Here is a 25,751-nt window from a genome sequence, read left to right as displayed (position 1 = left end):
GGCTACGCTAGACGCAAGCTCCACTCAAAAAAACCGCTCAACCTTCCTGCGACGATTCCTCTTCTACCGGTTCGGTTTCGCCGTGCCAGGCAACCGCGACACCGTTCGGGTATCGCAGGTCAATGTAGCGAATATGCGACGCCCAGTCGTTGAGCTCTCTGCTCCAGGCGGCTTCGAACCGCTGCAGGCGACCATTACGATGGGTGCGTCCCAGCATGACCCAGATGCCGTCATCGAGCTGAAAGCGCCAGGCGCCCCTGGCTTCTAGACGCAGCTGACTCACCCCCAGGCCACTGTCAGTGAAGCGCGACACAAGGTCATCATAATACGCCAGCACTTCCGGGCCACTCTCCGGCGGGCCGGAAAGATCGGGCAGGCCTTCGGGCGCCGGCACCGGCCCATGCTTGAACGGCTCGCCCTGGGTATTGAGCAGGCGATCATCATTCCAGCGTGCTACCGGCTGCTGCTCCTCCAGCTCGAAGCGCAGGGCATCGGGCCACTCACGATGGATGCGCACCTCCTTCAGCCAGCCGATTTCCCGCGCACTATGGCGCATGTCATCGATATCCACCGACAACCAGCTCTTTCCCCGAACCAGCGGCGCCAACTGGTTGCGTAGATAGTCCGGACTCACATGGCGCAGGTCACCGCTGATGGAGACGCGCTCGATGGGACGATCCAGCCACACCCACAGCGTGCGCCCCGCGGCGCCCAGCAAGAGGGCCAGTAGCAGTATGCCGAGAAGGGAAGAATGCCGCGTCATCCGTCGCACCGATCGGCCGTGTCGAGAATCCGCATGACCAGGCTGTCGAAATCAATGCCGGCATGCGCCGCGGCCTGGGGCACCAGACTGTGGTCGGTCATGCCCGGCACGGTGTTGACTTCCAGCAACCAGAAACGACCCTGGTCATCGCCCATGACGTCCACTCGTCCCCAGCCCTGGCAGCCGATGGCGGCGAACGCCTCGAGACACAGGTCGGCCAGTTTGCGCTCATCGTCCTCGGACAAGCCACACGGCAGATGATAGCGGGTTTCATCCGAGAGGTACTTGGCTTCATAGTCATAGAAGCCGCCGGGAACTTCAACGCGAATCGCCGGCAAGGCTACGTCGCCCAGAACCGACACCGTGTATTCGGCGCCACGCACGAAGCGCTCGGCCATCACGCGGGCGTCGTAGCGAACCGCATCACGATACGCCGCCGCCAAGGCCGCGGCGCTCTCGACGATGGTGATGCCGAGCGTCGAGCCCTCGTGTACCGGCTTGACGATCAGCGGCAGCCCCAGCTGTTCGACGACGGCGTCCCAATCCGCCTGCTCGGACAGCATCACGCATTCCGGGGTAGGCAGTCCCATGGCCTGCCAGACCAGCTTGGAGCGCTGCTTGTCCATGCCCAACGCCGAAGCCAGGACGCCGCTGCCGGTATAGGGCACGCCCAGCAGCTCGAGGGCCCCCTGCATGGTGCCGTCCTCACCACCACGGCCATGCAGGGCAATGAACACTCGATCCGGGGTCAGCGCCTCCAGTCCGGCCAGACCGCCCTCGGCCGGATCGAACGCAATGGGCGCCACGCCCTGACGCTGCAGCGCCGCCACCACGGCCTCGCCGCTCTTCAGCGAGACTTCGCGCTCGGCGGACTCGCCGCCATACAACACCACTACCCGTCCATGGTCGATCGTCATAGGCTCACCTCATCAAGCACCAGCTGGGCATCACAGAGCTGCTGGGAGATACCCCCAACATCCCCGGCACCCTGGGTGATCAGAATATCTCCCGGTCGCAGCACCTTGTTCAGCAGATCCGGAAGTTCGGCCTTGTCCTGCACGAAGATCGGATCCACTTCGCCGCGCTGGCGGATCGAGCCCGCCAGGGTCCGGCCGTCGGCGCCGGGCAACGGCGACTCGCCGGCGCTGTAGACATCCAGCAGCAACAGGGTATCGACGCCGGCCAGTACCCGCACGAAATCCTCAAACAGCTCGCGGGTGCGCGAATAGCGATGCGGCTGATAGACCATCACCAGACGCCGCTGGGGCCAGCCGTCCCGCACGGCCTTGATGACCATTTCCACTTCCCGGGGATGGTGGCCATAGTCGTCTACCAGCATGACTTCGCCCTCCCCCGCCGGCGCCGGGAAGTGGCCATGTACCTGGAAGCGCCGGCCGACACCGGCGAAACTCGCCAGCCCCTGCAGTATCGCCTCGTCGGCCACGCCGGCGTCACTCGCCACGGCGATCGCCGCCAGGGCGTTGAGGGCATTGTGTTCCCCGGGCATGGCCAGCCGCACCTGAAGCGGCGTCTGATGCCCCGGGCGGCGCACGCTGAAGCGGACCTCGCCGCCTTCCTGGACGAAGTCCTCGAGCCGATAGTCGGCATCCTCGCTGAAGCCATAGGTCACGAACTGGCGATTGATGCGCTCGAGCAGTCCCCGCACATTGGCGTCGTCGATGCACAATACCGCCAGCCCGTAGAACGGCAGGTTGTGCAGGAACTCGACAAAGGTCGACTTGAGGCGTTCGAAGTCACCACCATAGGTCGCCATGTGATCGGCATCGATATTGGTGACAATGGCCAGCAAAGGCTGAAGATGCAGGAAGGAAGCATCCGACTCGTCGGCCTCGGCCACCAGGTACTCGCCCTCGCCGAGGCGCGCGTTGACGCCGGCACTGGTCAGACGCCCGCCGATCACGAAGGTCGGATCGAGCCCGCCCTCGCCCAGCAGGGTGGCTGTCAGGCTGGTGGTAGTGGTCTTGCCGTGCGTGCCGGCCACGGCGATGCCATGACGAAAGCGCATCAGTTCGGCGAGCATCTCCGCGCGCCGCACCACCGGCACGCGATGCTCGTGGGCCCAGCGGATCTCCGGGTTGGTCTCGTCGACGGCGGTGGAGACCACGACGACATCGGCCCCCTGCATATTGGCCTCGTCATGGCCGATGGCCACCTCGATACCGCACTCGCGCAGGCGGCTGACGACCGGCGACACCTTGAGGTCACTGCCGCTGACGACATAACCCTCGTTGGACAGCACCTCGGCGATACCGCACATGCCGGCACCACCGATGCCGACGAAGTGGATGCGCCGGATACGCCGCATGCCCATGCCGCGCCCTCGCCGTGGGGGATGAGACTGACCGTGAATCGGTCCCTGACTGTCGTCACTCAAAACCTGTCTCCATGCAGCCTGCCGCCAGACGCTCCATGGCATCGAGACGCGCACAGCGCCGCGCCCGGGAGGCCATGGCGGCCAATGAATCGGGATCCAGCAGCGTCGCCAATCGTTCGCACAACACCGCGGCACTCATCTCGTCCTGGGGCATCAGCGAGGCTGCGCCTTCTTCCACCAGCGCCGTGGCATTCGCGGTCTGATGGTCATCCACGGCATGCGGAAAGGGGACGAACAGGGCCGGCTTGGCGGCTGCTGCCAGCTCTGCCACTGTCAGCGCGCCGGCGCGGCAGACTACCAGGTCCGCCCAGTCATAGGCGGCCGCCATGTCGTCGATGAAAGCCGAAACACGTGCCTCCACGCCCTGTTCCACATAGCTCGCCCGCGTCGCCTCATCCTTGTCGCGTCCCGCCTGATGGTACACCTCGGGACGCTGGTCGGGCGCCAGGCGGGCTAGCGCCTCGGGCATACGTTGGTTGAGCGCCAGGGCCCCCAGGGAGCCGCCGACCACCAGCAGCCGGAGTGACCGCTGACGCATGCTGCCCGCGGCACGCGGCTGCTCGCCGAGCGCGGCGATTTCGGCGCGTACCGGATTGCCGACCACTTCGGCGCGGCCGGCAAAGGCCTGGGGAAAGGCCGCGAAGGTCCGCCTGGCCAGGCGCGCCAGCACCCGGTTGGTCAGGCCTGCCACGGCATTCTGCTCATGAATGACCAGCGGCCGCCGAGTCAGCCAGGCTGCCAGGCCACCCGGACCACTGGCAAAACCGCCGAGACCGACCACCAGCTGGGGGTCGAAGTCACGCACCACCCGATACGCCTCCCAGACCGCCCGGCCCAGCCGCCAGGGCGCCACCAGCCAGCCCGTCACGCCATTGCCGCGCAGCCCATTCACCGCGATGCGATGCAGGGCAAACCCGGCTTGCGGCACCAGCTGATTCTCGATGCCGCGCGGACTGCCCAGCCATTCAACTTCCACGCCGCGCTCAGCCAGGGCACGTGCCAGCGACAGGGCCGGAATCACATGCCCCCCGGTGCCACCGGCCATCACCAGTACACGACGACCTGACTGTGTTGTCATGCGTGGGCCTCCTTGGCTTTGGGGGCCGTGGGTTGCTGTCGACGTACCAGTTGCCGCGTCTCGATATCGGCACGCAGCAGGATACCCACCATGGCGGCACTGATGGCCAGGCTCGAACCGCCATAACTGAGCAGCGGCAGGGTCAGCCCCTTGGTCGGCAACATGCCGGTGCTCACGGCCATATTGATGAAGGCCTGGGCGCCGATCACCAGCGCAATGCCGTAACACAGGTAGGCCGCGAAGGGCCACTGCGCCAGCTCGGCGCGACGCCCCACGGCCATGGCGCGCCACACAAGCAGGGCGAACAGCCCGATCACGGCAATCGCCCCGATCAAACCAAGTTCCTCGGCCAGCACCGCGAACACGAAGTCGGTGTGCGCCTCGGGGAGATAGAATAGCTTCTGCACGCTGTTGCCGAGGCCGGTGCCGAACCATCCGCCGCGACCGAAGGCGATCAGCGCCTGGGTCAGTTGATAACCGCTGGCAAACTGATCCGCCCAGGGATCAATGAAACTGGTCAAACGCTCCATGCGATAAGGCTCGGCCACCGCCAGCAAGCCACCCAGGGCGGCGACCAGCACCATCAGCAACAGAAACCGTCCCCAGGGAGCCCCGGCCATCAGCAGCATGCCCATGACACAGCCGGTCATCACCACCACGGCGCCATAATCGGGTTCGAGAATCAGCAGTACTCCGACGACCGCCATCACCGCCAGCGGCCGCAGAAAGGCCCCCCACTGACGACGCACCTGGGGCAGAAAGCGCTCCAGGTAGCCGGCCAGATAAACGATCAGGCACAGTTTGGCGACTTCCGATGCCTGGACATTGATGGGCACACCAGGGACCGAAAGCCACCGCTTGCTGCCGTTGACCTCACGCCCGACCAGCAGCACCAGGGCCAGCAGTATGAGGCCGCCCAACAACAACAAGGGGCCATTAGCCTTCCACCAGGCCAGCGGGATGCGCAGCACCACCAGGGTGATGCCCACCGCGACCACCACGAACACCCCGTGACGAATACTGAAATACCAGGGATTGCCGGTCAGGCTGGTCGCGACCCCCGTTGATGCCGAAGTGACCATCACCCAGCCGATCAAGACAAGTGACAGCGTCGTTACCAGCAGCCAGCCATCACAGACCTGGTCACGGGTCGAAAGCTGCTCGCGTAGACGAGATAAGCGACTCATGGCGCCTCCTTGCGTATCATCTGCTTCACGGCCTTGCGGAAGGCCTCGCCGCGCGCCTGATAATCGCTGAATTGATCAAGGCTGGCACAGGCCGGCGACAGCAGCACACAATCGCCCGGCCGAGCGGATTCGGCCGCCTGTTGCATGGCGTCACACAGGTTTTCCACGCGCCGTATCGGCAAGCCATGACGAAGGCTCGTAGCCAGCCGCTCGGCATCCTGGCCGAACAATATCGCCTCACGGCCATACTGCTGCAGCGGCGCTACCAGAGGAGAGAAGTCCGCCCCCTTGCCGACCCCGCCCGCCAGCAGGACCAGGCGGCCCTCCAGGGTCGGGCCGATCCCGGCGATGGCCGCCAGGGTGGCCCCCACATTGGTGCCCTTGGAGTCATTGATCCAGCGCACGTCGTCAACATCGGCGACCCACTCGCAACGGTGCGGCAGGCCGATGAAGCGTTCCAGCACGCGCCTCATCTCGGGCATCGGCAACCCCAGGTGCTGCCCCATGGCCAGTGCGGCCAGGGCATTGGCCTGATTGTGACGCCCCTGGAGCCGCATGGCCGCCGTGGGCATCAGAGGGGTGGCGCCATGTACCAGCCAGGTATCCGCACCCTCGCCGTGCTTGGCGATGCCCCACTCGCCGTCAGCCGGGTGTTGCGTGGTAAAGCGCTCGACAGACGGCAACGCCCTGTCCGGCCAGGTCGCCGGTTCCTCGGCATTGACCACGGCATGCTGCGCACCACGAAAGATGGCCTGCTTGGCGTCGCGATAACCATCCATGTCGCCATGCCGATCGAGGTGATCCTCGGAGAGGTTGAGAAAGGCCGCGGTAGTCGCTCCCAGACAGGGGGTCGTCTCGAGCTGGAAGCTCGAAACCTCCAGCACATAAAGCTCGGCATGCGGCTGCTCGGCCAACAGGTCAAGCGCCGCTGTTCCCAGGTTGCCGCCGACGGCCACCTTGCGGCCGGCTGCGTCGGCCATTTCAGCCAGCAGCGTGGTAACCGTGGACTTGGCATTCGACCCGGTGATGGCAGCGATGGGCGCCCGACAGGCGCGGCTGAACAGGGCCATCTCGCCGACCACCAAGGGGTCGCCCGATTCGCTGCAGCAGTCATCCAGAGCGGCGAGCTCGGCGACGCGCGGGTCGACCCCGGGGCTGACGACGACCTCCCGCGCCGCACGCATGTCGACATCGGCCAGGGCACCACAATGTACCTCGACCCCGGGGTGCGCCGCGCGAAAGGCGTCCAGCCCCGGTGGGCGGTCACGCGTATCGGCCACCATGAAGGGACGGCCCAGGCGCTCCAGGTGGCGGCAGATGGCACGCCCCGAGATACCCAGCCCGACCACCAGCGTGACTCCCTCGGGTACCTTGACCATGAACGGCTCCTCGCGTCGTGATCGACCGAAAGCTCCGCGCGGGAGCCTCAACGAATCTTCAGTGTGGCCAGACCGACCAGCACCAGAACCACGGTGATGATCCAGAAACGCACGATGACACGCGGTTCGGGCCAGCCCTTGAGCTCATAATGATGATGCAAGGGAGCCATGCGGAAGATACGCCGCCCGGTCAGCTTGTAGGAGGCAACCTGCAGCATCACCGAGACCGTCTCGAGAACGAAGATACCGCCCATGATGAACAGCACGATTTCCTGGCGCACGATGACTGCTACCACGCCGAGGGCGGCGCCCAGCGCCAGGGCACCGACATCGCCCATGAAGACCTGGGCCGGATAGGTATTGAACCACAGAAACCCCAGACCGGCGCCGGCGATGGTCGCGCAGAACACGGCGAGCTCACCGGCACCGGGGATCATGGGGATCTGCAGGTACTCGGCGAAGACCACATTGCCACTCGCATAGGCGAAGACCGCCAGCCCCATGGCCACCAGCACGGTGGGCATGATGGCCAGGCCATCGAGGCCGTCGGTCAGGTTGACCGCATTGGAGCTGCCGACGATCACCAGATAGGTGAGCACGACATAGAAGACGCCCAGCGGCAACACGAATTCCTTGAACAAGGGCACGATCAGGCTCGTTTCGACGCTCGAGGCGGCCGTGACATACAGGATCACGGCGGCGCCCAGGCCGATCGCCGACTGCCAGAAGTACTTCCAGCGTGCCGGCAGGCCACGCGGGTTCTTCTCCACCACCTTGCGGAAGTCATCGACCCAGCCGATGGCGCCGAAGCCCAGCGTGACCGCCAGCACGACCCAGACGTAGTGGTTGGTCAGGTCGGCCCACAGCAGGGTACTGATGGCGATGGCGATCAAGATCATCGCCCCACCCATGGTCGGTGTGCCGGCCTTGGACAGATGTGACTGGGGGCCATCGTCGCGCACCGCCTGGCCGATCTGGCGTTCCACCAGGCGGCGTATGACCAGTGGACCCAGCCAGAGGCACAGCACCAGGGCCGTCAGGGTGCCGAGAATCATCCTCAGGGTGAGGTATTCGAAGACGTTGAAGGCGCTTTGAAACTGCGCCAGGAAGTCAGCCAGAAAAAGCAGCATGTAATGCGTTACCTTGATGCATCCGAGCGCAGCGCGGCCACCACCTCTTCCATGCCGGTGCTGCGCGAGCCCTTGACCAACACACTGGCCGCCGGCGGCAGATGGTGGAGAACATGGCGCGTCAACGCCTCTCTATCATTGAAATGGTACCCCGCTTCGCCGAAGGCCTGGCTGGCCGGCAAAGCCGCCTCACCCAGGGTACCGAGAAACTCGATGCCGAGCGCGCGAGCATGACGCCCCACCTCGGCGTGCCATGCCGCCGAGGCATCGCCCAGCTCGCCCATGGCGCCCAACAGGCACCATCTCGGTGCCGGCAGGGATGCCAGGGCCTCCAGCGCCGCCTTCACGGCGCCCGGATTGGCATTGTAGGTGTCATCCAGCAGCCGAGCGCCATTGCGGCCAGCCATGATGCCCATCCGCCCGGCTACCGGCTCGACCTCGGCCAGGCCGGCCAGCACATCCGTCGGATCAACGTTCATCGCCAGCGCGGCCCCCGCCGCGGCCAGGGCGTTGGACACATTGTGGCGGCCGATCAACGGCAGCTGAATGCGTCCCAGTTCCCGCCCCTCGAAGGACAGCGTGAAAGCATAGCGCCCCAGCTCATCACAGACCAGTGTCTCGGCTCGCAGACGCCCCCGGCCCTGCAGGCCATAGTCGAGCACCTCGCGGGGCGCGGCCAGACTGGCCCATAGCGGGAAGTAGGCATCATCCCGATTGAGCACCGCCACGCCGGTCGCGGCCAGGCCCGCCAGGATCTCGCCCTTGGCCTGGGCGATGCGACCCATGCCACCGAACTCGCCCACATGTGCGCCGGTGACATTGGTGATCACCGCAACATCAGGCAGCGCCAGGGAAGTGGTCCAGGCAATCTCGCCGAGATGATTGGCACCCAGTTCGACCACGGCCCGACGATGCTCGGCGGTCAGCCCCAGCAGTGTCATGGGCGCCCCGAAATCGTTATTGAGGTTGCCGTGGGTCGCCAGCGTCTCGCCGCCACGCGACAGGATACCGGCCAGCATCTGCTTGACGGTGGTCTTGCCGCTGTTGCCGGTCACCGCCGCCAGCGGACCGGCCCAGGCACGCCGTCTCTCGCGCCCCAGAAGCCCCAACGCCAAGCGGGTGTCGGCCACTTCGATCTGCGCCAGCGGATCGTTTTGACGCGTCTCGACCAGTGCCGCCACGGCCCCCGCCTCTCTGGCTTCGGCAAGGAAGCGATGGGCATCGAAGCGTTCACCGACCAGCGCCACGAACAAGGCACCCGGCTCGAGTCGTCGCGTGTCCGTGACAATGGTCGTCAACGCAGCATCCTGCCGCGGCGGCTCGGCCCCCAGCGCGCGCGCCACGTCGCTGAGATAGTGCAGGCCGACCGCCGTCATGAGGCGCCCTCCGCATGACGCTCGGCCAAGGCGGCCCTGGCCTCTTCCAGATCGGAGAAGGCGTGGCGCACCCCGGCGATTTCCTGATAGGTCTCGTGGCCCTTGCCGGCAATCAGGATGACATCCTCGGCATCGGCTTCCGCAACGACTCGCCGGATGGCCGCCGCTCGGCCGTCGTGAACGCGGGCTCGGGAGCGCGCCTCCGCGCTCAAGCCGGCCAGCATCTGCTCACGTATTGCCGCGGCCGACTCGTTGCGCGGGTTGTCATCGGTTATCACCGGCACATCGGCATGGCGCTCCACGGCGGCGGCCATCAAGGGCCGCTTGCCCGGGTCGCGATCGCCGCCACAGCCGAACAGGCACCACAGGCGCCCGTGGTCGGGGAGATGCAGGCGCAGCGCCTCCAGCGCATTCTCCAGTGCATCCGGGGTGTGGGCATAGTCGATGACCACGCTCGGCCCCCGCGTGTCGCTCAGTACCTGCATACGACCAGGCACCGGGGTCAGCTCGCCCGCCGCGGCAAACAATGCCTCGAGGTCTTCGCCCAGGCCATGCAGCACGGCCATGGCCAACAGCACATTGGTCAGGTTGAAGCTCCCCACCAGGCCGATTTCCAGCACCCGCTCGCCATCCGGCGTGGCAATCACCGCACGCTGCCCCTGGGGCAAGGGCTCGACCCCCACCACGCGCAGGGTCACCGCTTCATCATCACCGACGGCCAGCACCCGCACCCCCTCCGGCAGACCCGCCAGCATCAGGCGTGCCAGGGGGTCATCGCCATTGACGACCGCCAGCCGGAGTTCGGGGCGCTGGAAAAGCCGCGCCTTGGCCGCAGCGTAGGCGCCCATGCCGCCATGATAGTCGAGATGGTCGCGACTCAGGTTGGTGAACACCGCAGCCGCCACTCGGCAACCCGCCAGCCTTTGCTGCTCCAGGGCGTGAGACGAGGCTTCCATGGCCACGCGCCGTACTCCGTCCTGCGCCAGTTCGCCAAGGGCCGCCTGCATCGCTAGCGGGCCGGGGGTGGTCAGCCTGCCTTCCTGCAGCGCTCCGGGTCGTCCGTGCCCGAGGGTGCCGATCATCCCGGCCTCGCGACCCAGCACCTGACTGAGCGCGGCGATATAGTGCGTCACCGAACTCTTGCCGTTGGTCCCGGTGACACCGATAAGCTCGAGGTCTTCGGGTACCTCGAAGAGCTCACGCCCGATGTCACCCAGCCGCTCGGCCAGCCCTTCCAGCCCCAGCACTCGGGCGGATGTTTCGCCCGAGTCGCCGGGCTCGAAATGCGACAGTACCACCCGGGCACCGGACGACAGGGCCTGGTCGATGAAATCACGTCCATCGACCGACACGCCGGGCAAGGCCAGAAAGACATCGCCCTCGCCCAGCTCACGGCTATCCAGACACAGCCGGGTATCGTCACTCGATGCGAAGACCTGTAGGGCTTCGGCCCGCTCCGGCCAGTACCGGCTCAGCACTGCCGTCAGGCGTGCAGCGTTTACTCGCATGCAGACCCCATTGGCCGTGCATGGCGCAGATCATTCATCATCATCGTCCTGGCTCGATCGATCGGGGGGCACATCCAGCATGCGCAGTGCACTGCCGGCCACTCGGGAAAAGACAGGCGCCGCGATGGCACCACCATAGTACTCATCGCCACGCGGGTGATCGATCATCACCACGGTGATGATGCGCGGGTCAGAGACCGGTGCAATCCCCACGAACAGGGCTCGATAGGTGCTTTGCTGGTAGCCGTCACTGCCCACCTTGCGTACCGTGCCGGTTTTGCCCGCCACACGGTAGCCAGGCACCATGCCTCGCCGCGCGCCCGTGCCGGGAGCGACCACCTCGTCCATCATGCCCAGCACCTTGTCGGCAATCGCTGGCTCGATGACCGGCTTCCCCTGAGGTGCCTGATCCAGCCGCAATAGCGAAGGCGGCAGGCGCTTGCCGTGATTGGCAATGGCCGTGTAGGCGCTGGCCAGTTGCAGTGCCGAAACCGACAATCCATAACCATAGGAAAGCGCGGCCCACTGACTGCTCGACCAGACCCGCGGCGATGGCACACTGCCTGTCGCCTCACCCGGGAAACCCGTACCGGGTGCACTACCAAAACCGAGCGCACGATAGCGCCGAGGCACCACGGGCTTATCCAGTTGCAGAGTCAGTTTGGACATGCCGATATTGGAGGACTTGCGCAGGATGCCCGTCAGCGTCAGCTTGCCGTTGTTGGAAACGTCACGAATGGTATAGCCATCGATCACCATCCAGCCGGGTGAGGTATCCACCACCGTATCCGGCGGAAACTTGCCGGTTTCCAGCAAGGCTGACATGGCCAACGGCTTGATCACCGAGCCGGGCTCAAAGGTGTCGACGATCGCCTGATTGCGCAAACCGGCCGGGTCCAGACTGGCTCGGTTATTGGGGTTATAAGAGGGCTGGTTGGCCATGGCAAGCACCTCACCGGTGTCCGCGTCGAGCATCACCAGAGTGCCACCATCGGCGTCGTTTTTTTCCACCGCCGCCTTGAGCTCCCGATAGGCCATGTACTGCAGGCTCTGATCGATGGACAGCGTCAGGTCACCGCCGGGCTCGGCTTCCTTGAGCACTTCGAGGTCCCGCACCAGGCGGCCGCGACGATCCTTCAACACCCGCCGCTTGCCGGGCACCCCGGCCAAATAGGGCTGGTACGCCAGCTCGAGGCCTTCTTGCCCCTTGTCATCGATATTGGTCACGCCAATCAATTGGGCCGCCACTTCCCCTGCAGGATAATACCGTTTGTACTCCTTGCGGGCATGGACACCCGGCACCCGGAGGTCGAGCACTTTCTGCGCCGCTCCCGGGGTCATGCGACGCTCCAGGTACATGAACTCACGCTCCGAATAACGCGCCAAGCGCTTGTTCAATGCATCCAGATCCTGCCCCAACGCCTGAGCCAGCCTCAAACGTTGAATGCCATCCTCCGGTACATCCTGAGGGTTGGCCCAGAGCGTGACCACGGGCGTCGAAATGGCCAGAGGACTGCCGTGACGGTCGGTGATCATGCCGCGGTGAGCGGGGATCTCGTCGACGCGCAGGGTGCGCGCGTCACCCTGGCCCTTGAGAAAGGTACGCTCGAAGACATGCAGATCGACGATGCGACCAGCCAGCAACCCCAGGCCGATCAGCACCAATCCCATCATGACGATATATCGCGCGCGACCCATGGGCTCCATGGGTCGCGGACGGCGCGACGTTACCCCATTGGAAGACGTTCTGCTCATGGTCGGATCACCTCGACCTCATCCACATCGGGCAACCGCATCTCCAGGCGTTGCGAGGCCAGGCGTTCGATGCGTGACGGTGACGACCAGGCGCTCTCTTCGAGCAGTAACCGACCCCACTCGGTCTGCAGTTGCTGCTGCTCGTTCTCGAGCTTCTGCAAGCGTGCATAGCGTTCGCGGACTTCATGGCTGGTGGCGATCACCGCCAGCGCCGAGGCCAGACAAAGCCCCAGCAATACCGCATTGACCAGCAGCAGCATCGACAACCGTGGTCGGACCGCCGGCCAGCCGAAGCCGGTTGACGTCGTCGTGGAGGCATTGCGTCCCTGTGCCATGTCACCACTCCTTCAATAGCGTTTACGCGCCGCCCGCATGACGGCGCTGCGAGCGCGAGGGTTAGCCTCGACTTCTTGCGCACTGGCACGCCACGCCTTGCCGAGCGCCTCCAGGCGACGCTGGATCTGGTCATCGCGCAACGGCACGCCGCGCGGCAGATGCGTGTCACCGCGCACATGATCACGAATGAAGCGCTTGACGCGACGGTCTTCCAGCGAGTGGAAGCTGATGACCACCAGGTGACCGCCGGGCGCCAGCGCCTCCAGGGCCGCATCCAGAGCAGCTTCGAGCTGTTCGAGCTCGCCATTGATATGGATGCGCAGTGCCTGAAAGGCTCGCGTTGCCGGGTGCTTGCCCTTTTCCCAGGCCGGGTGAGCCGTCTTGATGACCTCGGCCAGATCGGCGGTGCGCGTGAAGGGGCGCTCGCGACGCCGGGCCACGATGGCGCGCGCCAGGCGACGTGCAAAGCGCTCCTCGCCCAGCGTCTTGAAGATGCGGGCCATTTCGCCTTCCTCGGCTTTCGCGATCCAGTCCGCCGCACTTTCGCCCTGATCCGGGTCCATGCGCATGTCCAGGGGGCCGTCGCGCAGAAAGCTGAAGCCGCGTTCCGGGTCATCGAGCTGAGGCGACGACACTCCGATGTCGAGCAGGATACCGTCCAGCTTGCCATACAGGTCATGGGCGTCGGCAATGGTGCCCAGGCGGGCGAAGTCGCCCCGCTCGATGGCAAAGCGTGGGTCCTCGATGCGGCCGGCATCCTGGATGGCCTGAGGGTCACGGTCGATGGCCAGCAGGCGACCCTGCGGGGCCAGGCGTTCGAGAATCGCCCGCGAGTGTCCGCCCCGCCCGAAGGTCGCGTCCAGGTAGGCGCCCTCGGCTCGATGCATCAGGGTCTCGACCGCGCCATCGAGCAGCACGCTGGCATGGCGAAATCCGCGCGGGGGTTGTTCAGAAGCGGGTGACGACATGCGGCTCTCGTGGCGGTTCGGGAAGGGCCGTGCGCGTCGGCAACGGCGACAAAAGATGAACAATGGGCAACAATCTGCAAAACCCTGTAAACCGGGTGGGAGTCGGCCGATAAGCCGGGTTCTGTCGAGGACAGTCATTCGTCTAGGAACGCCGTCACCGGCGCTCTCAAGCAACCTACCCGAACCCAGCGCGGGCCACGCCTTGGGGTTCCTATTTGGTCTTGCTCCGAGTGGGGTTTACCGTGCCACGCACTGTTGCCAGGCGCGCGGTGCGCTCTTACCGCACCCTTTCACCCTTACCGGCCTCCCGTAGGAGGCGTAGGCGGTCTGCTCTCTGCTGCACTTTCCATCGGCTCACGCCGCCCAGGCGTTACCTGGCACTCCGCCCTGTGGAGCCCGGACTTTCCTCCCCCGACACGCCAGCGGCGATCGGCGGCGACTGTCTGGCCAACTCCCGGAGCCAAGCATACCAGTGCCGCGACACCCCCTCAATCCCCGTCCTTGAGGCGTTGCGCCCGGGCGTACCAGGTCTTGCGCGCGCCGCCGAGCAGGCGTGCCACGCTGCCGGCCGCCTGTTTGACGCCCACACCCTCGGCCAGCAGGCTGCTCAGCAGTGCGTCGGCCTCGATAGTGACGCTCTCGCTGACGTCCCGCGGCGGCGCCCCTTCGACCATGATGACGAACTCACCACGCGCCTGATCCGGGTCCGCCTCGAGCCTGGCGATCAGGGTATCGGCCGTGCCGGCAAGGAAGGTCTCGAAGGTCTTGGTCAGCTCGCGAGCCAGAACCAGAGGCCGCTCGCCGAAGACTCGGGCCAGGTCAGCCAGGGTGGCATGTATGCGATGGGGTGACTCATAGAACACCAGGCTGGCCTGATGCTCGACCAGGGCCTCGAGGCGGGTCCGCCGCGGGCCGCTCTTGGCCGGCAGAAAACCATTGAACAGAAACTGGTCAGTAGCCAGCCCGGCTGCGGACAGGGCGGCCACCAGTGCACAGGCACCGGGCACCGGCACGATGCAACGCTGTCGGGCACGTAGTTCGCGCACCAGCACGAAGCCGGGGTCACTGATCAAGGGAGTGCCAGCATCGCTGACCAGAGCCACGTCCTCGCCGGCGGCCAGTCGCCGATCGATCTGCTCGACCCGCCCGGCTTCATTATGCTCGTGCAGGGACATCACCGCCGGGGCGACCCCCAGGTGACGCAGCAGCCGCGACGTATGTCGGGTATCCTCGGCGGCGACAAGCGCCACTTCACCCAGAAGACGCGCCGCGCGCGGCGAGAGGTCCTCGAGATTCCCAATCGGCGTGGCGACCACGTACAATGAACCTGCTATCGCGTCTGACATTTCGGCCCCCTGGGATGCTATCCGCCACCATGCGACAAGGAAGGATCGATGAAGATTTCGTCTCGCGGCCCGCTGGCCGCCGTGCTTTTGGCACTACTGATGGTCGGGTGTGCCTCGCAGCAAAGCGTGACGCAACGCCAGCCTGCACATGATCCGGCACAGCTGTTGCAGAGAGCTGACCAACAGGCACCCGCTGCGGCTGCCGCTTCCCGACTCGAGGCCGCGCATATCCTAGCACGTCAGGGGCGTGGCCCCCAGGCACTGGATATCGTCAAGAATCTCGACTCGGACCAGCTATCCATCGAACAGCGTCGTCGCTGGGCGCTGTTGCTTTCCGAGCTGGGCGAATCCCTGGGGGATCCGCGCGCCGTTGTTCAGGCCGGCCAACTGCTCAAGAACGATACACCGCCGCGCGAACAGGCCAACCTGCTGCTGGGTCGCCTGGGCCGGGCACTGGCCGAACTCGACCGGCCGCTGCCGGCCGCCGCCGCCTTCCTGCGTCTTCAGGCGGCCAACGACGACACCAGCCTCAATGACCCGATCTGGAACCAGCTCTCCAACCTGCCCGGGCCTTCGCTGGACAGGCTGCGCAACAGCCAGGAGTCCGATACCCGGGCCTGGCTTGCCCTGACTGACCTGACCCGCGACACCAGTGCCGACATCGAACGACTTTTCCAACGAATTGAGGACTGGCGCAGCCGCTATCCGAATCATCCCGCCGCCCGCCAGCTACCCACCAAACTTCAGGCGTTGCGCGACCTCAGGGGCAGCGAGATTCGTCATATCGCCATCTTCCTGCCCGAATCCGGCCCTCTGGAACGCGTCGCCGACGCCATCGAGCAAGGCATGAACGTCCACCATCTCGAGGTGGTCAACCGAAGCGCCAGCGGCACCCAGCTGAGCTTCATCGATTCCTCAGACGGCAACCTCGAAGCGCTCTATGCCGAGGCCGAAAGCATGGGCGCCCAGGCAGTCATCGGTCCTCTCGACAAGGATCTGGTCACGCGCCTCGAGCAGCGCGACCAGGTTCCGATGCCGACCCTGGCCCTGAACTATGGCACGAGTGAACACAACCAGGCCGAAGGGCTCTTCCAGTATGGCCTGTCCGCCGAAAACGAGGCCCGCCAGGTCGCCCGGCGCGGCCGGATCGACGGCATGCAGAGCGCCTCCTTGCTGATCCCCGACAATGACTGGGGACGCCGGGTCGGCGCCGCCTTCCGCGACACCTGGCAGACCAACAACGGCGACATCGTGCGTACCGTGCGCTACAACCCGGAGCAGTCGGCCACCGAGAGCACGCGTCGGGCCGTGCGCTCTCCACAACCGGACATGCTCTTCCTGCTCGCCTTGCCGGACTACGCCCGCCAGGTACCCCCGACGCTGGAGTATTACAACGCCGCCGACCTACCGGTGTACGCGACGTCCCACCTGTATACGGGCCACCCACAGCCACGACTGGACAGGGATCTCAACGGCGTGCGCTTCGTGGATATTCCGTGGCAAATCCCTGAAGCCGCCGTCGGTGGGGAAAATGCCCTGCCCTATGTGAACAGCTACCGCCAGTTGCGTGAGGAGTCCGAGCCTTCCATGTTTCGCCTGATGGCCATGGGCGTGGATGCCTATGAACTGGCTCGCCGCCTGCCGCAATTCCAGGCGATTCCGGGCAGCGAGCTCTTTGGTGCCACCGGCACCCTGTCGACCACCGAGGATGGCCGTATCCAGCGCCAGCTGCCCTGGGCCCGCTTCAGCGAGGGCATTCCACAGCCAATGATATCACCGGGAAGCCTCAGCGATGCCCTGCCCTGATGCACGCACCCGAGGCGCGCGCATCGAGCGCCTGGCGAGCGACTGGCTGGTGGCGCGCGGCCTCGAGCTGGTCGCCACCAACCAGCACGCCAAGGGCGGCGAACTCGATATCGTCATGCGTGACGGGGACACTCTGGTGTTTGTCGAGGTCCGGCATCGCGCCGACTCGCGCCACGGCCACCCCCTGGAAACCATCACCATGACCAAGCAGCGCCGCTTGATCCAGGCAGCGCGTTTTTATCTGCAGCGCAACGGGCTATCATGTGCTTGCCGCTTCGATGTGCTGGCCGTGACCGGCACGCCTCCCGAGCTCGAGTACGAATGGGTGGCGGGAGCCTTCGAAGCGTTTTGACCCAAGGACCAGGAAGCCAAGATGGATTTCCAGACTCGCATTCTCGGACACTTTAACGCCAGCATCGATACCAAGACCTATGCCAGCGAAGTCCTACCGCCCTTCATCGAGGTCGCCAGTCAGATGATGGTTCAGGCGCTGGTCACGGAAGGCAAGATCCTGGCCTGCGGCAATGGGGGCAGTGCCGGTGACTGCCAGCACTTCTCCTCGGAGCTGCTCAACCGCTTCGAGCGTGAGCGTCCCAGCCTGCCGGCGGTGGCCCTGACCACCGACACCTCGACGCTGACCTCCATCGCCAATGACTACACCTACAACGATGTCTACTCCAAGCAAGTTCGCGCGCTGGGGCAGCCCGGTGACGTCCTGCTGGCCATTTCCACCAGCGGTAACTCGGGCAATGTCATTCAGGCCATCCAGGCGGCCCATGATCGCGAGATGACGGTCGTGGCGCTGACCGGGCGAGATGGCGGCAACATGGCTTCCCTGCTGGGCCAGGACGACTGCGAGATTCGTGTACCAGCCACTTCGACCGCGCGTATTCAGGAAGTCCACCTGCTGGTGATCCACTGCCTGTGCGACCTGATCGACGAACAACTCTTTGGCGCAAGCGAGTAACCGATTATGACCTACAAGACTCTGAGCACCGCCCTGACACTGATCGTACTGATGGCCCTTTCCGGTTGCGCGGCGATGAACGCCGACCCTGTCAATGAAAACTACGGTCAGCGCACCGAGGGAACCAAGGTCGAGGACAACAATATCGAGGACAAGATCGCGCGCAACCTCGGCGCCACCGACGCACGCCTCGACGACGCCCGCATCAATGTGGACGCTTTCAATGGTGTCGTATTGCTCACCGGACAGGTGCCCAGTCAGAAACTCAAGGGCATGGCCGGACAGGTCGCCGAGCAGGTCCGACACGTTCGCAAGGTTCACAATCAGCTGAGTGTTGCCGCCAACCTCCCCAACTCGCAGCGGCTCAACGACACCTGGATCACCACCAAGGTGAGAACCGCGCTGGCAACCAACGAGGCCACCGACGAAAGTCGTCTGCTGGTGGTCACCGAGAACGCGACCGTCTACCTGATGGGCATCGTCAGCCGTGCCGAGGCCGAACGCATCGTCTCGGTGACCTCCAATGCCGGCGGCATGCAGCGCATTGTCAAGGTTTTCGACTATCTCGACTGAACCGCATGACCAAGATAAAACGGCAGGCTACCCGGCCTGCCGTTTTGCTGGTTGCCGGCACGCCCCGCCCAACTCGCTGGCGGGCCGAGGGCCGTCAATCATCCTGCACTCACTTGACGACGCGTAGCGAAGGCCGCGCCTTTTTCGGGGCGTCCTCACCCGAGGTATCGGCGCTGTCTTCACCGCCGGAAGACTCATCACTGTCGTCGACACTTGCCAGGGAGGGCCCGGCGCTGTCGTCCTGGGTCTCATCGTCTGCGGCCGGCTCGGGCATCTCGGGTTCATGACCGAAGACCATGCCGACACCATTCTCCCGGCCATAGATGGCAATCAGCGCCTCCATGGGCACCATCAGCTGGGTCGGCTTGCCGCCGAAGCGCGCCGAAAAGGCAATGGCGTCGTTCTCCATGGAGAGGTCACGAATCGCCGATACGCCCATGTTGAGCACGATCTGGCCATTCTGGACAAACTCCCTAGGCACCTCGACACCTTCCTGTTCGGCATCTACCACGATATAGGGCGTCAGCTCGTTGTCGAGCAGCCATTGGTACAAGGCTCTGGCAATATAGGGACGGCTTGAATGCATCGTCATTCGGCCCTCTTGGGTCGCTACTTCAAAAAAATTCAGGGGCGCATCTCGCGCTCGGCTTCGCTCAACGCCGCCTTGAAACCATCACGCTCGAAGACCCGCTCCATGTACTCCACCAGCGGCTGCACCTGCTTTTCCGGCAACTCGATCCCCAGCGACGGCAGACGCCACAGAATCGGGGCCAGGCAGCAGTCCACCAGGGTGAATTCCTCGCTCATGAAGAACGGCATGTCCTCGAAGATCGGCGAGATGCCCACCAGGCTCTCGCGCAATTCCTTGCGTGCCTTGTCGGCTTCCTTCTTGGGCGCGGTGCGTATGCGTTCGACCAGTGGGCACCACTCGCGTTCAACACGGTGCATCCACAACCGGCTCTGGGCACGCGCCACCGGATAGACGGGCAACAGAGGGGGATGCGGGAAGCGTTCGTCCAGGTACTCCATCATCACCTTGGATTCATACAGCACCAGGTCGCGGTCAAGCAGCGTGGGGACGCTGTTGTACGGATTGAGGTCGGCGAGCTCCTCGGGATGGCTCTCCTCGGTGACCTCGACGACGTCCACGGCGACACCCTTTTCGGCGAGCACAATACGCACGCGATGACTGCAATGATCATCGCCCCCGGAATAGAAGATCATCGATGACCGCTTGGTCACTACACCCATGAAACAACCCTCGCATCAGTTCGTCACGCCATCATAACACGAGCCATCCTCGCCGGGGGTGCCGTGGAATGTCTCAGCGTGGAATCAACGTGACTCAGTGCAGGTCTCGCCAGTATTCGCGTTTCAGCATGTACGCCAGGATGGCGAAGACAAGCAGGAAGATGAGGACCTTGGGTGCCAGCGACCGGGCCTGCAAGCGCGAGGGCTCACCGACATAGACCAGGAAGTTGGTCAGGTCGAACATGGCTTTTTCGAAGACTTCGGGCGACAGCTGGCCCGGCTCGACCAGCTCCAGCTGGCAATCCGAACCGTGACAGACCTGCGCCTGGACCCCCTGCAAGGGCTCCAGCACATTGGGCATGGCCACCGAGGGAAAGACGCTGTTGTTCACGCCGGTCGGCCGCTCGGGGTCGCGATAGAAGCCCAGCAGATACGAATAGACCCAGTCACTGCTGTGCAGGCGGGTAACCAGGGTCAGATCAGGCGGCGATGTGCCGAACCAGGTCGCGCTCTGGGTCGACGCCATGGCGATACGCATCTGATCATTGAAGGCCAGTCCGTCGGCAAAGATCAGGTTGTCCTCGACCAGTCCCCTGGGGATATCGAGGTCCTCGGCGGCCCTGGAGAAACGCTGATACTCCAGTGAATGGCATCCCATGCAGTAGTTGACGAACATCTGCATGCCGTTCTGCAGCGACGCCTTGTCCTGCAAGGCCGGCGTCATGCTGCGCAGCCCGGCACTCTCGCCCCCGGCCGCGATCGCCGTCATCGGCAGCCATACGAGGCACAATACCAACAGTGATTTTCTCATCAGTCAGTCACCCTTTCCGGCACGGGCCTGGTCCCTTCCAGCCTGGTGTAGAGAGGCATCAGCAGAAAATAGGCGAAATACCCCAGGGTGCACACCTGGGCGATGGTCGTGCGGGTCTCGGTCGACGGCAGCACGCCCAGCACCCCAAGGGTCACGAAGCAGATGACGAAAAGCCCCAGCATGGCACGCGACACCCAGCCCTTGTAACGCATGGAACGTACCCGGCTGCGGTCCAGCCAGGGCAGGACAAACAGCAGACCGATGGCCAGCCCCATGGCCATCACTCCGAGGAACTTGGCCTCGAGGCCAAATACCGAGAAGGTAACGCCGCGCAGAATGGCGTAGAAGGGTGTGAAATACCAGACCGGGGCAATGTGGTCCGGCGTCTGCAGTGGATTCGCCGGCTCGAAGTTGGGCTTCTCGATGAAATAGCCGCCGCCTTCGGGGAAATAGAAGACCACCACGCAGAAAACGAACAGAAACACCGCCACACCGACCAGGTCTTTGAGAGTGTAGTACGGGTGAAAGGGTACACCGTCGAGCGGCTTGCCATTGGTATCGAGCTTGTCCTTGATCTCGATACCGTCCGGATTGTTGGAGCCCACCTCATGCAGGGCCACGATATGCAGCACCACCAGCGCCAGAATCACAATGGGCAGTGCCACGACATGCAGGGCGAAGAAGCGGTTGAGGGTGATGCCGGTCACCAGGTAATCACCACGAATCCACTCGGCAAGCCCCGGTCCGATGGCCGGAATGGCGGAGAACAGCGAGGTAATCACCTGGGCTCCCCAATAGGACATTTGTCCCCAGGGCAGCAAGTAGCCCATGAAGGCCTCGGCCATCAGGGCCAGATAAATGGCCATGCCGAATACCCAGACCAGCTCGCGTGGTGCCTTGTAGGAGCCATACAGCAGGCCGCGGAACATGTGCAGATAGATCACCACGAAAAACGCCGATGCCCCCGTGGTGTGCAGGTAGCGGATCAGCCAGCCCCACTCCACGTCACGCATGATGGTTTCGACGGAGGCAAAGGCGTCTTCCGCCGTCGGCGTGTAGGTCATGGTCAACCAGATGCCGGTCAGGATCTGATTGACCAGCACCAGCAGCGCCAGCGAACCGAAGAAATACCAGAAGTTGAAATTGCGTGGGGCATAATACCCCGTCAGATGGTCGCGCAGCATCTGGGTCGCCGGGAAACGGTCATCCACCCAGCGCATCAGGCCACGCTCGGCCTTGGGCTTGTCGGAACGTTCCATCAGCCGACCTCCTCGCCTTCGCCGACGCCCACCACGATGACCGAGTCATTCTCGAAGTGGTAAGGCGGCACTTCCAGGTTGAGTGGCGCCGGCACGTTGCGAAAGACCCGCCCGGCCAGATCGAAGCGCGACCCATGACAGGGACAGAAGAAGCCCCCCGGCCAGTCATCGACGCCGACGCCTTCGGCGTTCGGCTCAGGACGGAACAAGGGTGAACAGCCCAGATGGGTGCAGATGCCCACGTAGACGCCGATCCCGGGACGGATGGAGCGCAGTGGCCCACTGGCGTATTCCGGCTGCTGCGGTTTGCTGGACGCCGGATCGGCGAGGCGTTCCCCGCCCAGCATCTCGGTGCGCTGGATCATTTCGGTGGAACGGTCGAGAATCCACACGGGACGGCCACGCCATTCGACCACCATGCGCTGACCAGGCTGCAGTTTGGATATATCGACCTTGACCGGCGCACCGGCCGCCCGGGCCTCGGCACTCGGCTGCCAGGCCGAGACGAACGGCACGGCCACGGCAGCCACTCCGGCGGCGCCAACGACCGTGGTCGCCGCCACCAGGAAACGGCGCCTCCCCTTGTTCACGCCACCATCTGCCATGTGCAGGTCTCTCCGTCGACTGGCCCGTGCAGCATACAACCATGCAACCTTCCATCCGGCGCCGCTTGCCCACGGACCCTGCCCGATCCGGCTCGGCGGCTCGGGCGCCATCGGTCGTCATGTACTGCAGGGGTGCCCGTTTTTTATCCTGTCGCTACGCCTTGCGGCATCCTGCTGCTAACAACATAGCAACAAAATCCCCGAAGCCACACTCGGGCGTTTCACGCAATCCTGAGTCGAGACTGCCCACGACATAAAAAAAGCGCCCGGGCCGCAGGGCCCGGGCGCTTGTATCGGCAAGCGGAAAAACTTAACGCTTCGAGAACTGCGGACGACGACGCGCCTTGCGCAGACCGATTTTCTTGCGCTCGACTTCACGCGCGTCACGCGTCACGTAGCCCGCGTCACGCAGCGGCTTGCGGAAGTCTTCATTGTACTGCATCAGCGCACGGGTGATGCCGTGACGAATGGCGCCGGCCTGTGCCGAACCACCACCGCCCTTGACGGTGACGTAGACGTCGAACTGACCCAGGGTCTCGGTCAGCTCGAGGGGCTGACGCACGACCATGTGGCCGGTCACGCGGCCGAAGTAATCATTCAGTTCGCGATTGTTGACGGTGATCTTGCCGGTACCCGCCTTGAGAAAGACGCGTGCGGTAGAGGTCTTGCGGCGACCGGTGCCGTAATACTGCTGTGTCATGGCGAAGACTCCCTCAGATGTTCAGTTCTTGCGGCTGCTGGGCGGCGTGGGGATGCTCGGTGCCGGCGTACACCTTAAGCTTCGAGTGCATGGCACGACCCAGCGGACCCTTCGGGAGCATGCCCTTGACCGCGAACTCGATGACCCGCTCAGGCGCATGATCGATCATCTGTTCGAAACTCATGGAGCGCAGGCCACCCGGATAACCGGTATGGCGGTAGTAGTTCTTGTCGGTGGCCTTGTTGCCGGTCACCTTCACCTTCTCGGCATTGATCACGACGATATAATCGCCGGTATCGACATGCGGGGTGTATTCCGGCTTGTGCTTGCCGCGCAGGCGACGAGCGATTTCAGTGGCCAATCGACCAAGCGTCTTGTCCGCCGCGTCTACGACGTACCAGTCGCGCTGGACGGACTGCGGTTTGGCAGTGAACGTCTTCATGGGTGAATCACCAAATTGATGCGTTGAGCCCTGGCGGCGAATCGCGACAGGACCGTCCCTATTTTTCTTGGTTGCCGACCCGCTCCGTGGAGCAGACAACAACGTTCGAGCGAGCGCGCATTCTACACGATGCGCGGCTGGCATGGCAACGACGATGCGTAAGCCGTAAGCCGTAAGCCGTAAGCCGTAAGCAAGCGGATTTCTACCCGCCCCCAAGGGGTCAAGATTTTTCTTACCGCTTAAAGCTTATAGCTTACAGCTCCGGGCGCAGCCCGGGTCAGGGCTTATGCGGCAGTGCGAGGTATTCATGCGACTGCATTTCCTGCAGCCGCGACAGGGTGCGCTGAAACTCGAATTCGAGCCTGCCGCCCTGATACAGCTGCTCGGCCGGTGCTTCGGCGGACATCAACAGCTTGACGCCACGGTCATAGAACTCATCGACCATGTTGATGAAACGCCTTGCCGTATCGTCGGTGGCGCCATTCATGCGGACCACATTGGAGACCAGCACGCTGTGATACTCGCGGGCCAGCTCGATATAGTCATTCTGGCTGCGCGGACCCTCGCACAGCTCGGTGAATTCGAACCATACGACGCCTTCATGCTGGCGCCGCGTCATCAGGCTGCGGTGGTTAATCTCGATGGCCGCGCCCTGCCTGCCCTCGCCACCCGCGAGGGAGTGAAAGCTGCGCTGCAGTTCAGCCTCAGCGGCATCGTCCAGGGGCGAGTGAAAGATCTCGGCCTGCTCCAGGGTACGCAGCCGATAGTCGACCCCCGAGTCGACGTTGACGACCTCGCAATGGCGCTCGAGCAGGTCGATGGCCGGTAGAAAGCGGGCGCGCTGCAGGCCATCCTTGTAGAGTTCGGCCGGCTCGATGTTGGAGGTCGCGACCAGCACCACATCGCGGGCAAACAGGGCCTCCAGCAGGTTGGCCAGGATCATCGCATCGGTGATGTCCTTGACGAAGAATTCGTCGAAGCAGATCACCCTGGCCTCGTCGGCGAAGCGGTCGGCCACCAGCGTCAATGGATTGGAGCTTCCCTTGTAGTGCTCCAGCTCGTTGTGCACCCGCTGCATGAAGCGGTGGAAATGGGTGCGCATCTTCTCGGTAAAGGGCAGCGACTCGTAGAAGGCATCCACCAGATAGGTCTTGCCGCGTCCGACACCGCCCCAGAAGTACAGCCCCGTGACGCGAGGCATCTCGACCTCGGGCGTCGTCTCCTTCCTGCCGAAGAGCCCGGAGACCTTCGCCTTCCACCCCGCGACCACGCCCGCTGTCGCAGTGGACCGGGCCCGCGGCGTTGCCAGCAGGTCGTCATGGAGACGCTGCAGGTGCTCGACAGCCCGTTCCTGGGCAGGATCATGTGCGAAGCCTTCACGCTCGAGGTCCGCACGATAGCGCGCCAGCGGCGAGGTCGCGGGCGACGTTTCGGGCGGCTTGCCGTGATTGCTGTTGGGCATGGTTCACCATCCACTCTGGACTGACATCGAAAGGAAAAGGATTATACGCTTCGCGTCTGGCCCTGACATTGCTGTCGTTGACCGCGGTACTGACGCCCGCCCTATAATGGCAACGGAATTTCCACTGACAGCCACCACCGTCAGGCCGAACGAACGCACAGGGAGACACACGTGGAACAAGGCAATATCAACTGGGTGCTGATCATGGCATGCCTGCTGGCCGGCGCCGGTATCGGGGCATTGGGATACCACCTGCTCAATGGCGGCGCCCGGAGCGCCCAGAAGCTGCGCAAGCGCCTGGCCGAACGCGACCGCGAGCTCACCGAGCTGCGCGGCACGCTGAGCGAGCACTTCGAGCGCGCCGATGGTCTACTGTCGGCCCTGCTGGCCAATGGCCGCAGTCTGCAGCAGGAGATGCACGACACGGCCGCGCACTTCGGCTCGGCACAGCCCAGCCGGCCAGACCTGGGGCAGGCCGATGAGGACAACCAGGGGGTCGATACCCCGCGCGACTATGCCGATGGCAATCGCGGCACCCTGTCGGAGGACTTCGGCCTGAAGTCCGGCGACAACGCCCCCGCACAACCGCCCCGCTACTGACCAATGCGCCAGGCGTGCCCGGCAGGCTCACCGCCGGGCATTACCCTTCTCCCC

At 64.4% G+C, this 25,751-nt stretch carries 26 protein-coding genes and 1 other RNA gene; 5 read left to right on the top strand and 22 right to left on the bottom strand.

The genetic code is table 11. The features are described from left to right. Positions 1-37: 37 nt before the first annotated feature. From HHA01_RS05965 to rsmI, 14 genes are all read right to left on the bottom strand, one after another. Positions 38-763: a cell division protein FtsQ/DivIB gene (locus tag HHA01_RS05965; RefSeq protein ID WP_141318722.1), complete on the bottom strand. Its 726-nt coding sequence runs from the start codon at positions 761-763 to the stop codon at positions 38-40. Then, positions 760-1,680 (bottom strand): D-alanine--D-alanine ligase, encoded by a 921-nt coding sequence (locus HHA01_RS05960; protein WP_141318720.1) that lies wholly within the window; start codon positions 1,678-1,680, stop codon positions 760-762. Before HHA01_RS05960 ends, HHA01_RS05965 begins: the two co-directional genes overlap by 4 nt. After that, positions 1,677-3,095 (bottom strand): UDP-N-acetylmuramate--L-alanine ligase, encoded by a 1,419-nt coding sequence (gene murC / locus HHA01_RS05955; RefSeq protein WP_141318799.1) that lies wholly within the window; start codon positions 3,093-3,095, stop codon positions 1,677-1,679. Before murC ends, HHA01_RS05960 begins: the two co-directional genes overlap by 4 nt. Positions 3,096-3,150: 55 nt before the next feature. Then, positions 3,151-4,236, bottom strand: a complete 1,086-nt coding sequence (gene murG / locus HHA01_RS05950) for an undecaprenyldiphospho-muramoylpentapeptide beta-N-acetylglucosaminyltransferase (RefSeq protein WP_141318718.1) — start codon at positions 4,234-4,236, stop codon at positions 3,151-3,153. Beyond that, entirely contained in the window at positions 4,233-5,423 is a 1,191-nt protein-coding gene (gene ftsW / locus HHA01_RS05945; protein WP_141318716.1) for a putative lipid II flippase FtsW, read from the bottom strand. The genes murG and ftsW overlap by 4 nt, the downstream gene beginning before the upstream one ends. After that, entirely contained in the window at positions 5,420-6,802 is a 1,383-nt protein-coding gene (gene murD, locus HHA01_RS05940) for a UDP-N-acetylmuramoyl-L-alanine--D-glutamate ligase (protein ID WP_141318714.1), read from the bottom strand. Before murD ends, ftsW begins: the two co-directional genes overlap by 4 nt. Positions 6,803-6,849: 47 nt before the next feature. Then, positions 6,850-7,932 carry a phospho-N-acetylmuramoyl-pentapeptide-transferase gene (gene mraY / locus HHA01_RS05935; RefSeq protein WP_141318712.1) on the bottom strand — a complete coding sequence of 361 codons (1,083 nt, stop codon included), beginning with the start codon at positions 7,930-7,932 and terminating at the stop codon, positions 6,850-6,852. 8 nt (positions 7,933-7,940) lie between these two features. Then, positions 7,941-9,308 carry a UDP-N-acetylmuramoyl-tripeptide--D-alanyl-D-alanine ligase gene (locus HHA01_RS05930; protein ID WP_141318710.1) on the bottom strand — a complete coding sequence of 456 codons (1,368 nt, stop codon included), beginning with the start codon at positions 9,306-9,308 and terminating at the stop codon, positions 7,941-7,943. Further along, a complete protein-coding gene (locus HHA01_RS05925) occupies positions 9,305-10,816 on the bottom strand; it encodes a UDP-N-acetylmuramoyl-L-alanyl-D-glutamate--2,6-diaminopimelate ligase (protein WP_141318708.1) in 1,512 nt (503 codons plus the stop codon). Before HHA01_RS05925 ends, HHA01_RS05930 begins: the two co-directional genes overlap by 4 nt. A gap of 30 nt (positions 10,817-10,846) precedes the next feature. Beyond that, on the bottom strand, positions 10,847-12,571 hold the full coding sequence (locus tag HHA01_RS05920) for a peptidoglycan D,D-transpeptidase FtsI family protein (protein ID WP_141318706.1): 1,725 nt from the start codon (positions 12,569-12,571) through the stop codon (positions 10,847-10,849). Continuing rightward, a complete protein-coding gene (gene ftsL / locus HHA01_RS05915; protein ID WP_141318704.1) occupies positions 12,568-12,906 on the bottom strand; it encodes a cell division protein FtsL in 339 nt (112 codons plus the stop codon). The genes HHA01_RS05920 and ftsL overlap by 4 nt, the downstream gene beginning before the upstream one ends. Before the next feature lie 12 nt (positions 12,907-12,918). Further along, a complete protein-coding gene (gene rsmH / locus HHA01_RS05910; RefSeq protein WP_141318702.1) occupies positions 12,919-13,875 on the bottom strand; it encodes a 16S rRNA (cytosine(1402)-N(4))-methyltransferase RsmH in 957 nt (318 codons plus the stop codon). A 94-nt stretch (positions 13,876-13,969) separates the two neighbouring features. After that, an RNA gene (rnpB, locus tag HHA01_RS05905) (RNase P RNA component class A) lies at positions 13,970-14,330 on the bottom strand. Between the two features lie 33 nt (positions 14,331-14,363). Then, positions 14,364-15,221, bottom strand: coding sequence for a 16S rRNA (cytidine(1402)-2'-O)-methyltransferase (gene rsmI / locus HHA01_RS05900; protein ID WP_141318699.1), 858 nt, complete (start codon positions 15,219-15,221; stop codon positions 14,364-14,366). A 48-nt stretch (positions 15,222-15,269) separates the two neighbouring features. Between rsmI and HHA01_RS05895 the strand changes: the two genes are divergently transcribed. The 4 genes from HHA01_RS05895 to HHA01_RS05880 are packed head-to-tail and all read left to right on the top strand — an operon-like array spanning position 15,270 to position 18,567. Then, a complete protein-coding gene (locus HHA01_RS05895; protein ID WP_141318697.1) occupies positions 15,270-17,027 on the top strand; it encodes a penicillin-binding protein activator in 1,758 nt (585 codons plus the stop codon). Next, on the top strand, positions 17,014-17,379 hold the full coding sequence (locus HHA01_RS05890) for a YraN family protein (RefSeq protein WP_141318695.1): 366 nt from the start codon (positions 17,014-17,016) through the stop codon (positions 17,377-17,379). The genes HHA01_RS05895 and HHA01_RS05890 overlap by 14 nt, the downstream gene beginning before the upstream one ends. Positions 17,380-17,400: 21 nt before the next feature. Continuing rightward, a complete protein-coding gene (locus HHA01_RS05885) occupies positions 17,401-17,994 on the top strand; it encodes a phosphoheptose isomerase (RefSeq protein ID WP_141318693.1) in 594 nt (197 codons plus the stop codon). A 6-nt stretch (positions 17,995-18,000) separates the two neighbouring features. Then, positions 18,001-18,567 (top strand): BON domain-containing protein, encoded by a 567-nt coding sequence (locus tag HHA01_RS05880; RefSeq protein WP_141318691.1) that lies wholly within the window; start codon positions 18,001-18,003, stop codon positions 18,565-18,567. A gap of 109 nt (positions 18,568-18,676) precedes the next feature. On the opposite strand, the gene HHA01_RS05875 is transcribed toward HHA01_RS05880, so the two are convergent. The 8 genes from HHA01_RS05875 to zapE all read right to left on the bottom strand — a co-directional run bounded on the left by HHA01_RS05875 (position 18,677) and on the right by zapE (position 25,097). After that, positions 18,677-19,153 (bottom strand): ClpXP protease specificity-enhancing factor, encoded by a 477-nt coding sequence (locus HHA01_RS05875; RefSeq protein WP_141318797.1) that lies wholly within the window; start codon positions 19,151-19,153, stop codon positions 18,677-18,679. Between the two features lie 38 nt (positions 19,154-19,191). Further along, on the bottom strand, positions 19,192-19,818 hold the full coding sequence (locus tag HHA01_RS05870) for a glutathione S-transferase N-terminal domain-containing protein (RefSeq protein ID WP_141318689.1): 627 nt from the start codon (positions 19,816-19,818) through the stop codon (positions 19,192-19,194). A 94-nt stretch (positions 19,819-19,912) separates the two neighbouring features. After that, positions 19,913-20,629 (bottom strand): cytochrome c1, encoded by a 717-nt coding sequence (locus HHA01_RS05865; RefSeq protein ID WP_141318687.1) that lies wholly within the window; start codon positions 20,627-20,629, stop codon positions 19,913-19,915. After that, on the bottom strand, positions 20,629-21,888 hold the full coding sequence (locus HHA01_RS05860) for a cytochrome b (protein ID WP_141318685.1): 1,260 nt from the start codon (positions 21,886-21,888) through the stop codon (positions 20,629-20,631). Before HHA01_RS05860 ends, HHA01_RS05865 begins: the two co-directional genes overlap by 1 nt. Further along, a complete protein-coding gene (gene petA, locus HHA01_RS05855; protein ID WP_141318683.1) occupies positions 21,888-22,493 on the bottom strand; it encodes a ubiquinol-cytochrome c reductase iron-sulfur subunit in 606 nt (201 codons plus the stop codon). The genes HHA01_RS05860 and petA overlap by 1 nt, the downstream gene beginning before the upstream one ends. A gap of 310 nt (positions 22,494-22,803) precedes the next feature. Continuing rightward, on the bottom strand, positions 22,804-23,193 hold the full coding sequence (rpsI, locus tag HHA01_RS05850; RefSeq protein WP_141318681.1) for a 30S ribosomal protein S9: 390 nt from the start codon (positions 23,191-23,193) through the stop codon (positions 22,804-22,806). Between the two features lie 13 nt (positions 23,194-23,206). Next, a complete protein-coding gene (gene rplM, locus HHA01_RS05845) occupies positions 23,207-23,635 on the bottom strand; it encodes a 50S ribosomal protein L13 (protein WP_141318679.1) in 429 nt (142 codons plus the stop codon). Between the two features lie 277 nt (positions 23,636-23,912). Continuing rightward, a complete protein-coding gene (gene zapE / locus HHA01_RS05840; RefSeq protein ID WP_141318677.1) occupies positions 23,913-25,097 on the bottom strand; it encodes a cell division protein ZapE in 1,185 nt (394 codons plus the stop codon). Between the two features lie 171 nt (positions 25,098-25,268). Here zapE and HHA01_RS05835 point away from each other — a divergent pair, with 171 nt between their 5' ends. Then, positions 25,269-25,697, top strand: coding sequence for a Z-ring associated ZapG family protein (locus HHA01_RS05835; protein ID WP_141318675.1), 429 nt, complete (start codon positions 25,269-25,271; stop codon positions 25,695-25,697). The last annotated feature ends 54 nt before the right edge of the window (positions 25,698-25,751 follow it).

The sequence above is a fragment of the Halomonas halmophila genome, assembly GCF_006540005.1.
Classification (GTDB): Bacteria; Pseudomonadota; Gammaproteobacteria; order Pseudomonadales; family Halomonadaceae; genus Halomonas; species Halomonas halmophila.
This window is presented reverse-complemented; position numbering and strand designations above follow the sequence as displayed.

Bases quoted from the DNA above. Each gene is read 5' to 3' on its own strand.
- HHA01_RS05965 (WP_141318722.1), bottom strand. From the start codon at position 763: ATGACGCGGCATTCTTCCCTTCTCGGCATACTGCTACTGGCCCTCTTG.
- HHA01_RS05960 (WP_141318720.1), bottom strand. From the start codon at position 1,680: ATGACGATCGACCATGGACGGGTAGTGGTGTTGTATGGCGGCGAGTCC.
- murC (WP_141318799.1), bottom strand. From the start codon at position 3,095: ATGGGCATGCGGCGTATCCGGCGCATCCACTTCGTCGGCATCGGTGGT.
- murG (WP_141318718.1), bottom strand. From the start codon at position 4,236: ATGACAACACAGTCAGGTCGTCGTGTACTGGTGATGGCCGGTGGCACC.
- ftsW (WP_141318716.1), bottom strand. From the start codon at position 5,423: ATGAGTCGCTTATCTCGTCTACGCGAGCAGCTTTCGACCCGTGACCAG.
- murD (WP_141318714.1), bottom strand. From the start codon at position 6,802: ATGGTCAAGGTACCCGAGGGAGTCACGCTGGTGGTCGGGCTGGGTATC.
- mraY (WP_141318712.1), bottom strand. From the start codon at position 7,932: ATGCTGCTTTTTCTGGCTGACTTCCTGGCGCAGTTTCAAAGCGCCTTC.
- HHA01_RS05930 (WP_141318710.1), bottom strand. From the start codon at position 9,308: ATGACGGCGGTCGGCCTGCACTATCTCAGCGACGTGGCGCGCGCGCTG.
- HHA01_RS05925 (WP_141318708.1), bottom strand. From the start codon at position 10,816: ATGCGAGTAAACGCTGCACGCCTGACGGCAGTGCTGAGCCGGTACTGG.
- HHA01_RS05920 (WP_141318706.1), bottom strand. From the start codon at position 12,571: ATGAGCAGAACGTCTTCCAATGGGGTAACGTCGCGCCGTCCGCGACCC.
- ftsL (WP_141318704.1), bottom strand. From the start codon at position 12,906: ATGGCACAGGGACGCAATGCCTCCACGACGACGTCAACCGGCTTCGGC.
- rsmH (WP_141318702.1), bottom strand. From the start codon at position 13,875: ATGTCGTCACCCGCTTCTGAACAACCCCCGCGCGGATTTCGCCATGCC.
- rsmI (WP_141318699.1), bottom strand. From the start codon at position 15,221: ATGTCAGACGCGATAGCAGGTTCATTGTACGTGGTCGCCACGCCGATT.
- HHA01_RS05895 (WP_141318697.1), top strand. From the start codon at position 15,270: ATGAAGATTTCGTCTCGCGGCCCGCTGGCCGCCGTGCTTTTGGCACTA.
- HHA01_RS05890 (WP_141318695.1), top strand. From the start codon at position 17,014: ATGCCCTGCCCTGATGCACGCACCCGAGGCGCGCGCATCGAGCGCCTG.
- HHA01_RS05885 (WP_141318693.1), top strand. From the start codon at position 17,401: ATGGATTTCCAGACTCGCATTCTCGGACACTTTAACGCCAGCATCGAT.
- HHA01_RS05880 (WP_141318691.1), top strand. From the start codon at position 18,001: ATGACCTACAAGACTCTGAGCACCGCCCTGACACTGATCGTACTGATG.
- HHA01_RS05875 (WP_141318797.1), bottom strand. From the start codon at position 19,153: ATGCATTCAAGCCGTCCCTATATTGCCAGAGCCTTGTACCAATGGCTG.
- HHA01_RS05870 (WP_141318689.1), bottom strand. From the start codon at position 19,818: ATGGGTGTAGTGACCAAGCGGTCATCGATGATCTTCTATTCCGGGGGC.
- HHA01_RS05865 (WP_141318687.1), bottom strand. From the start codon at position 20,629: ATGAGAAAATCACTGTTGGTATTGTGCCTCGTATGGCTGCCGATGACG.
- HHA01_RS05860 (WP_141318685.1), bottom strand. From the start codon at position 21,888: ATGGAACGTTCCGACAAGCCCAAGGCCGAGCGTGGCCTGATGCGCTGG.
- petA (WP_141318683.1), bottom strand. From the start codon at position 22,493: ATGGCAGATGGTGGCGTGAACAAGGGGAGGCGCCGTTTCCTGGTGGCG.
- rpsI (WP_141318681.1), bottom strand. From the start codon at position 23,193: ATGACACAGCAGTATTACGGCACCGGTCGCCGCAAGACCTCTACCGCA.
- rplM (WP_141318679.1), bottom strand. From the start codon at position 23,635: ATGAAGACGTTCACTGCCAAACCGCAGTCCGTCCAGCGCGACTGGTAC.
- zapE (WP_141318677.1), bottom strand. From the start codon at position 25,097: ATGCCCAACAGCAATCACGGCAAGCCGCCCGAAACGTCGCCCGCGACC.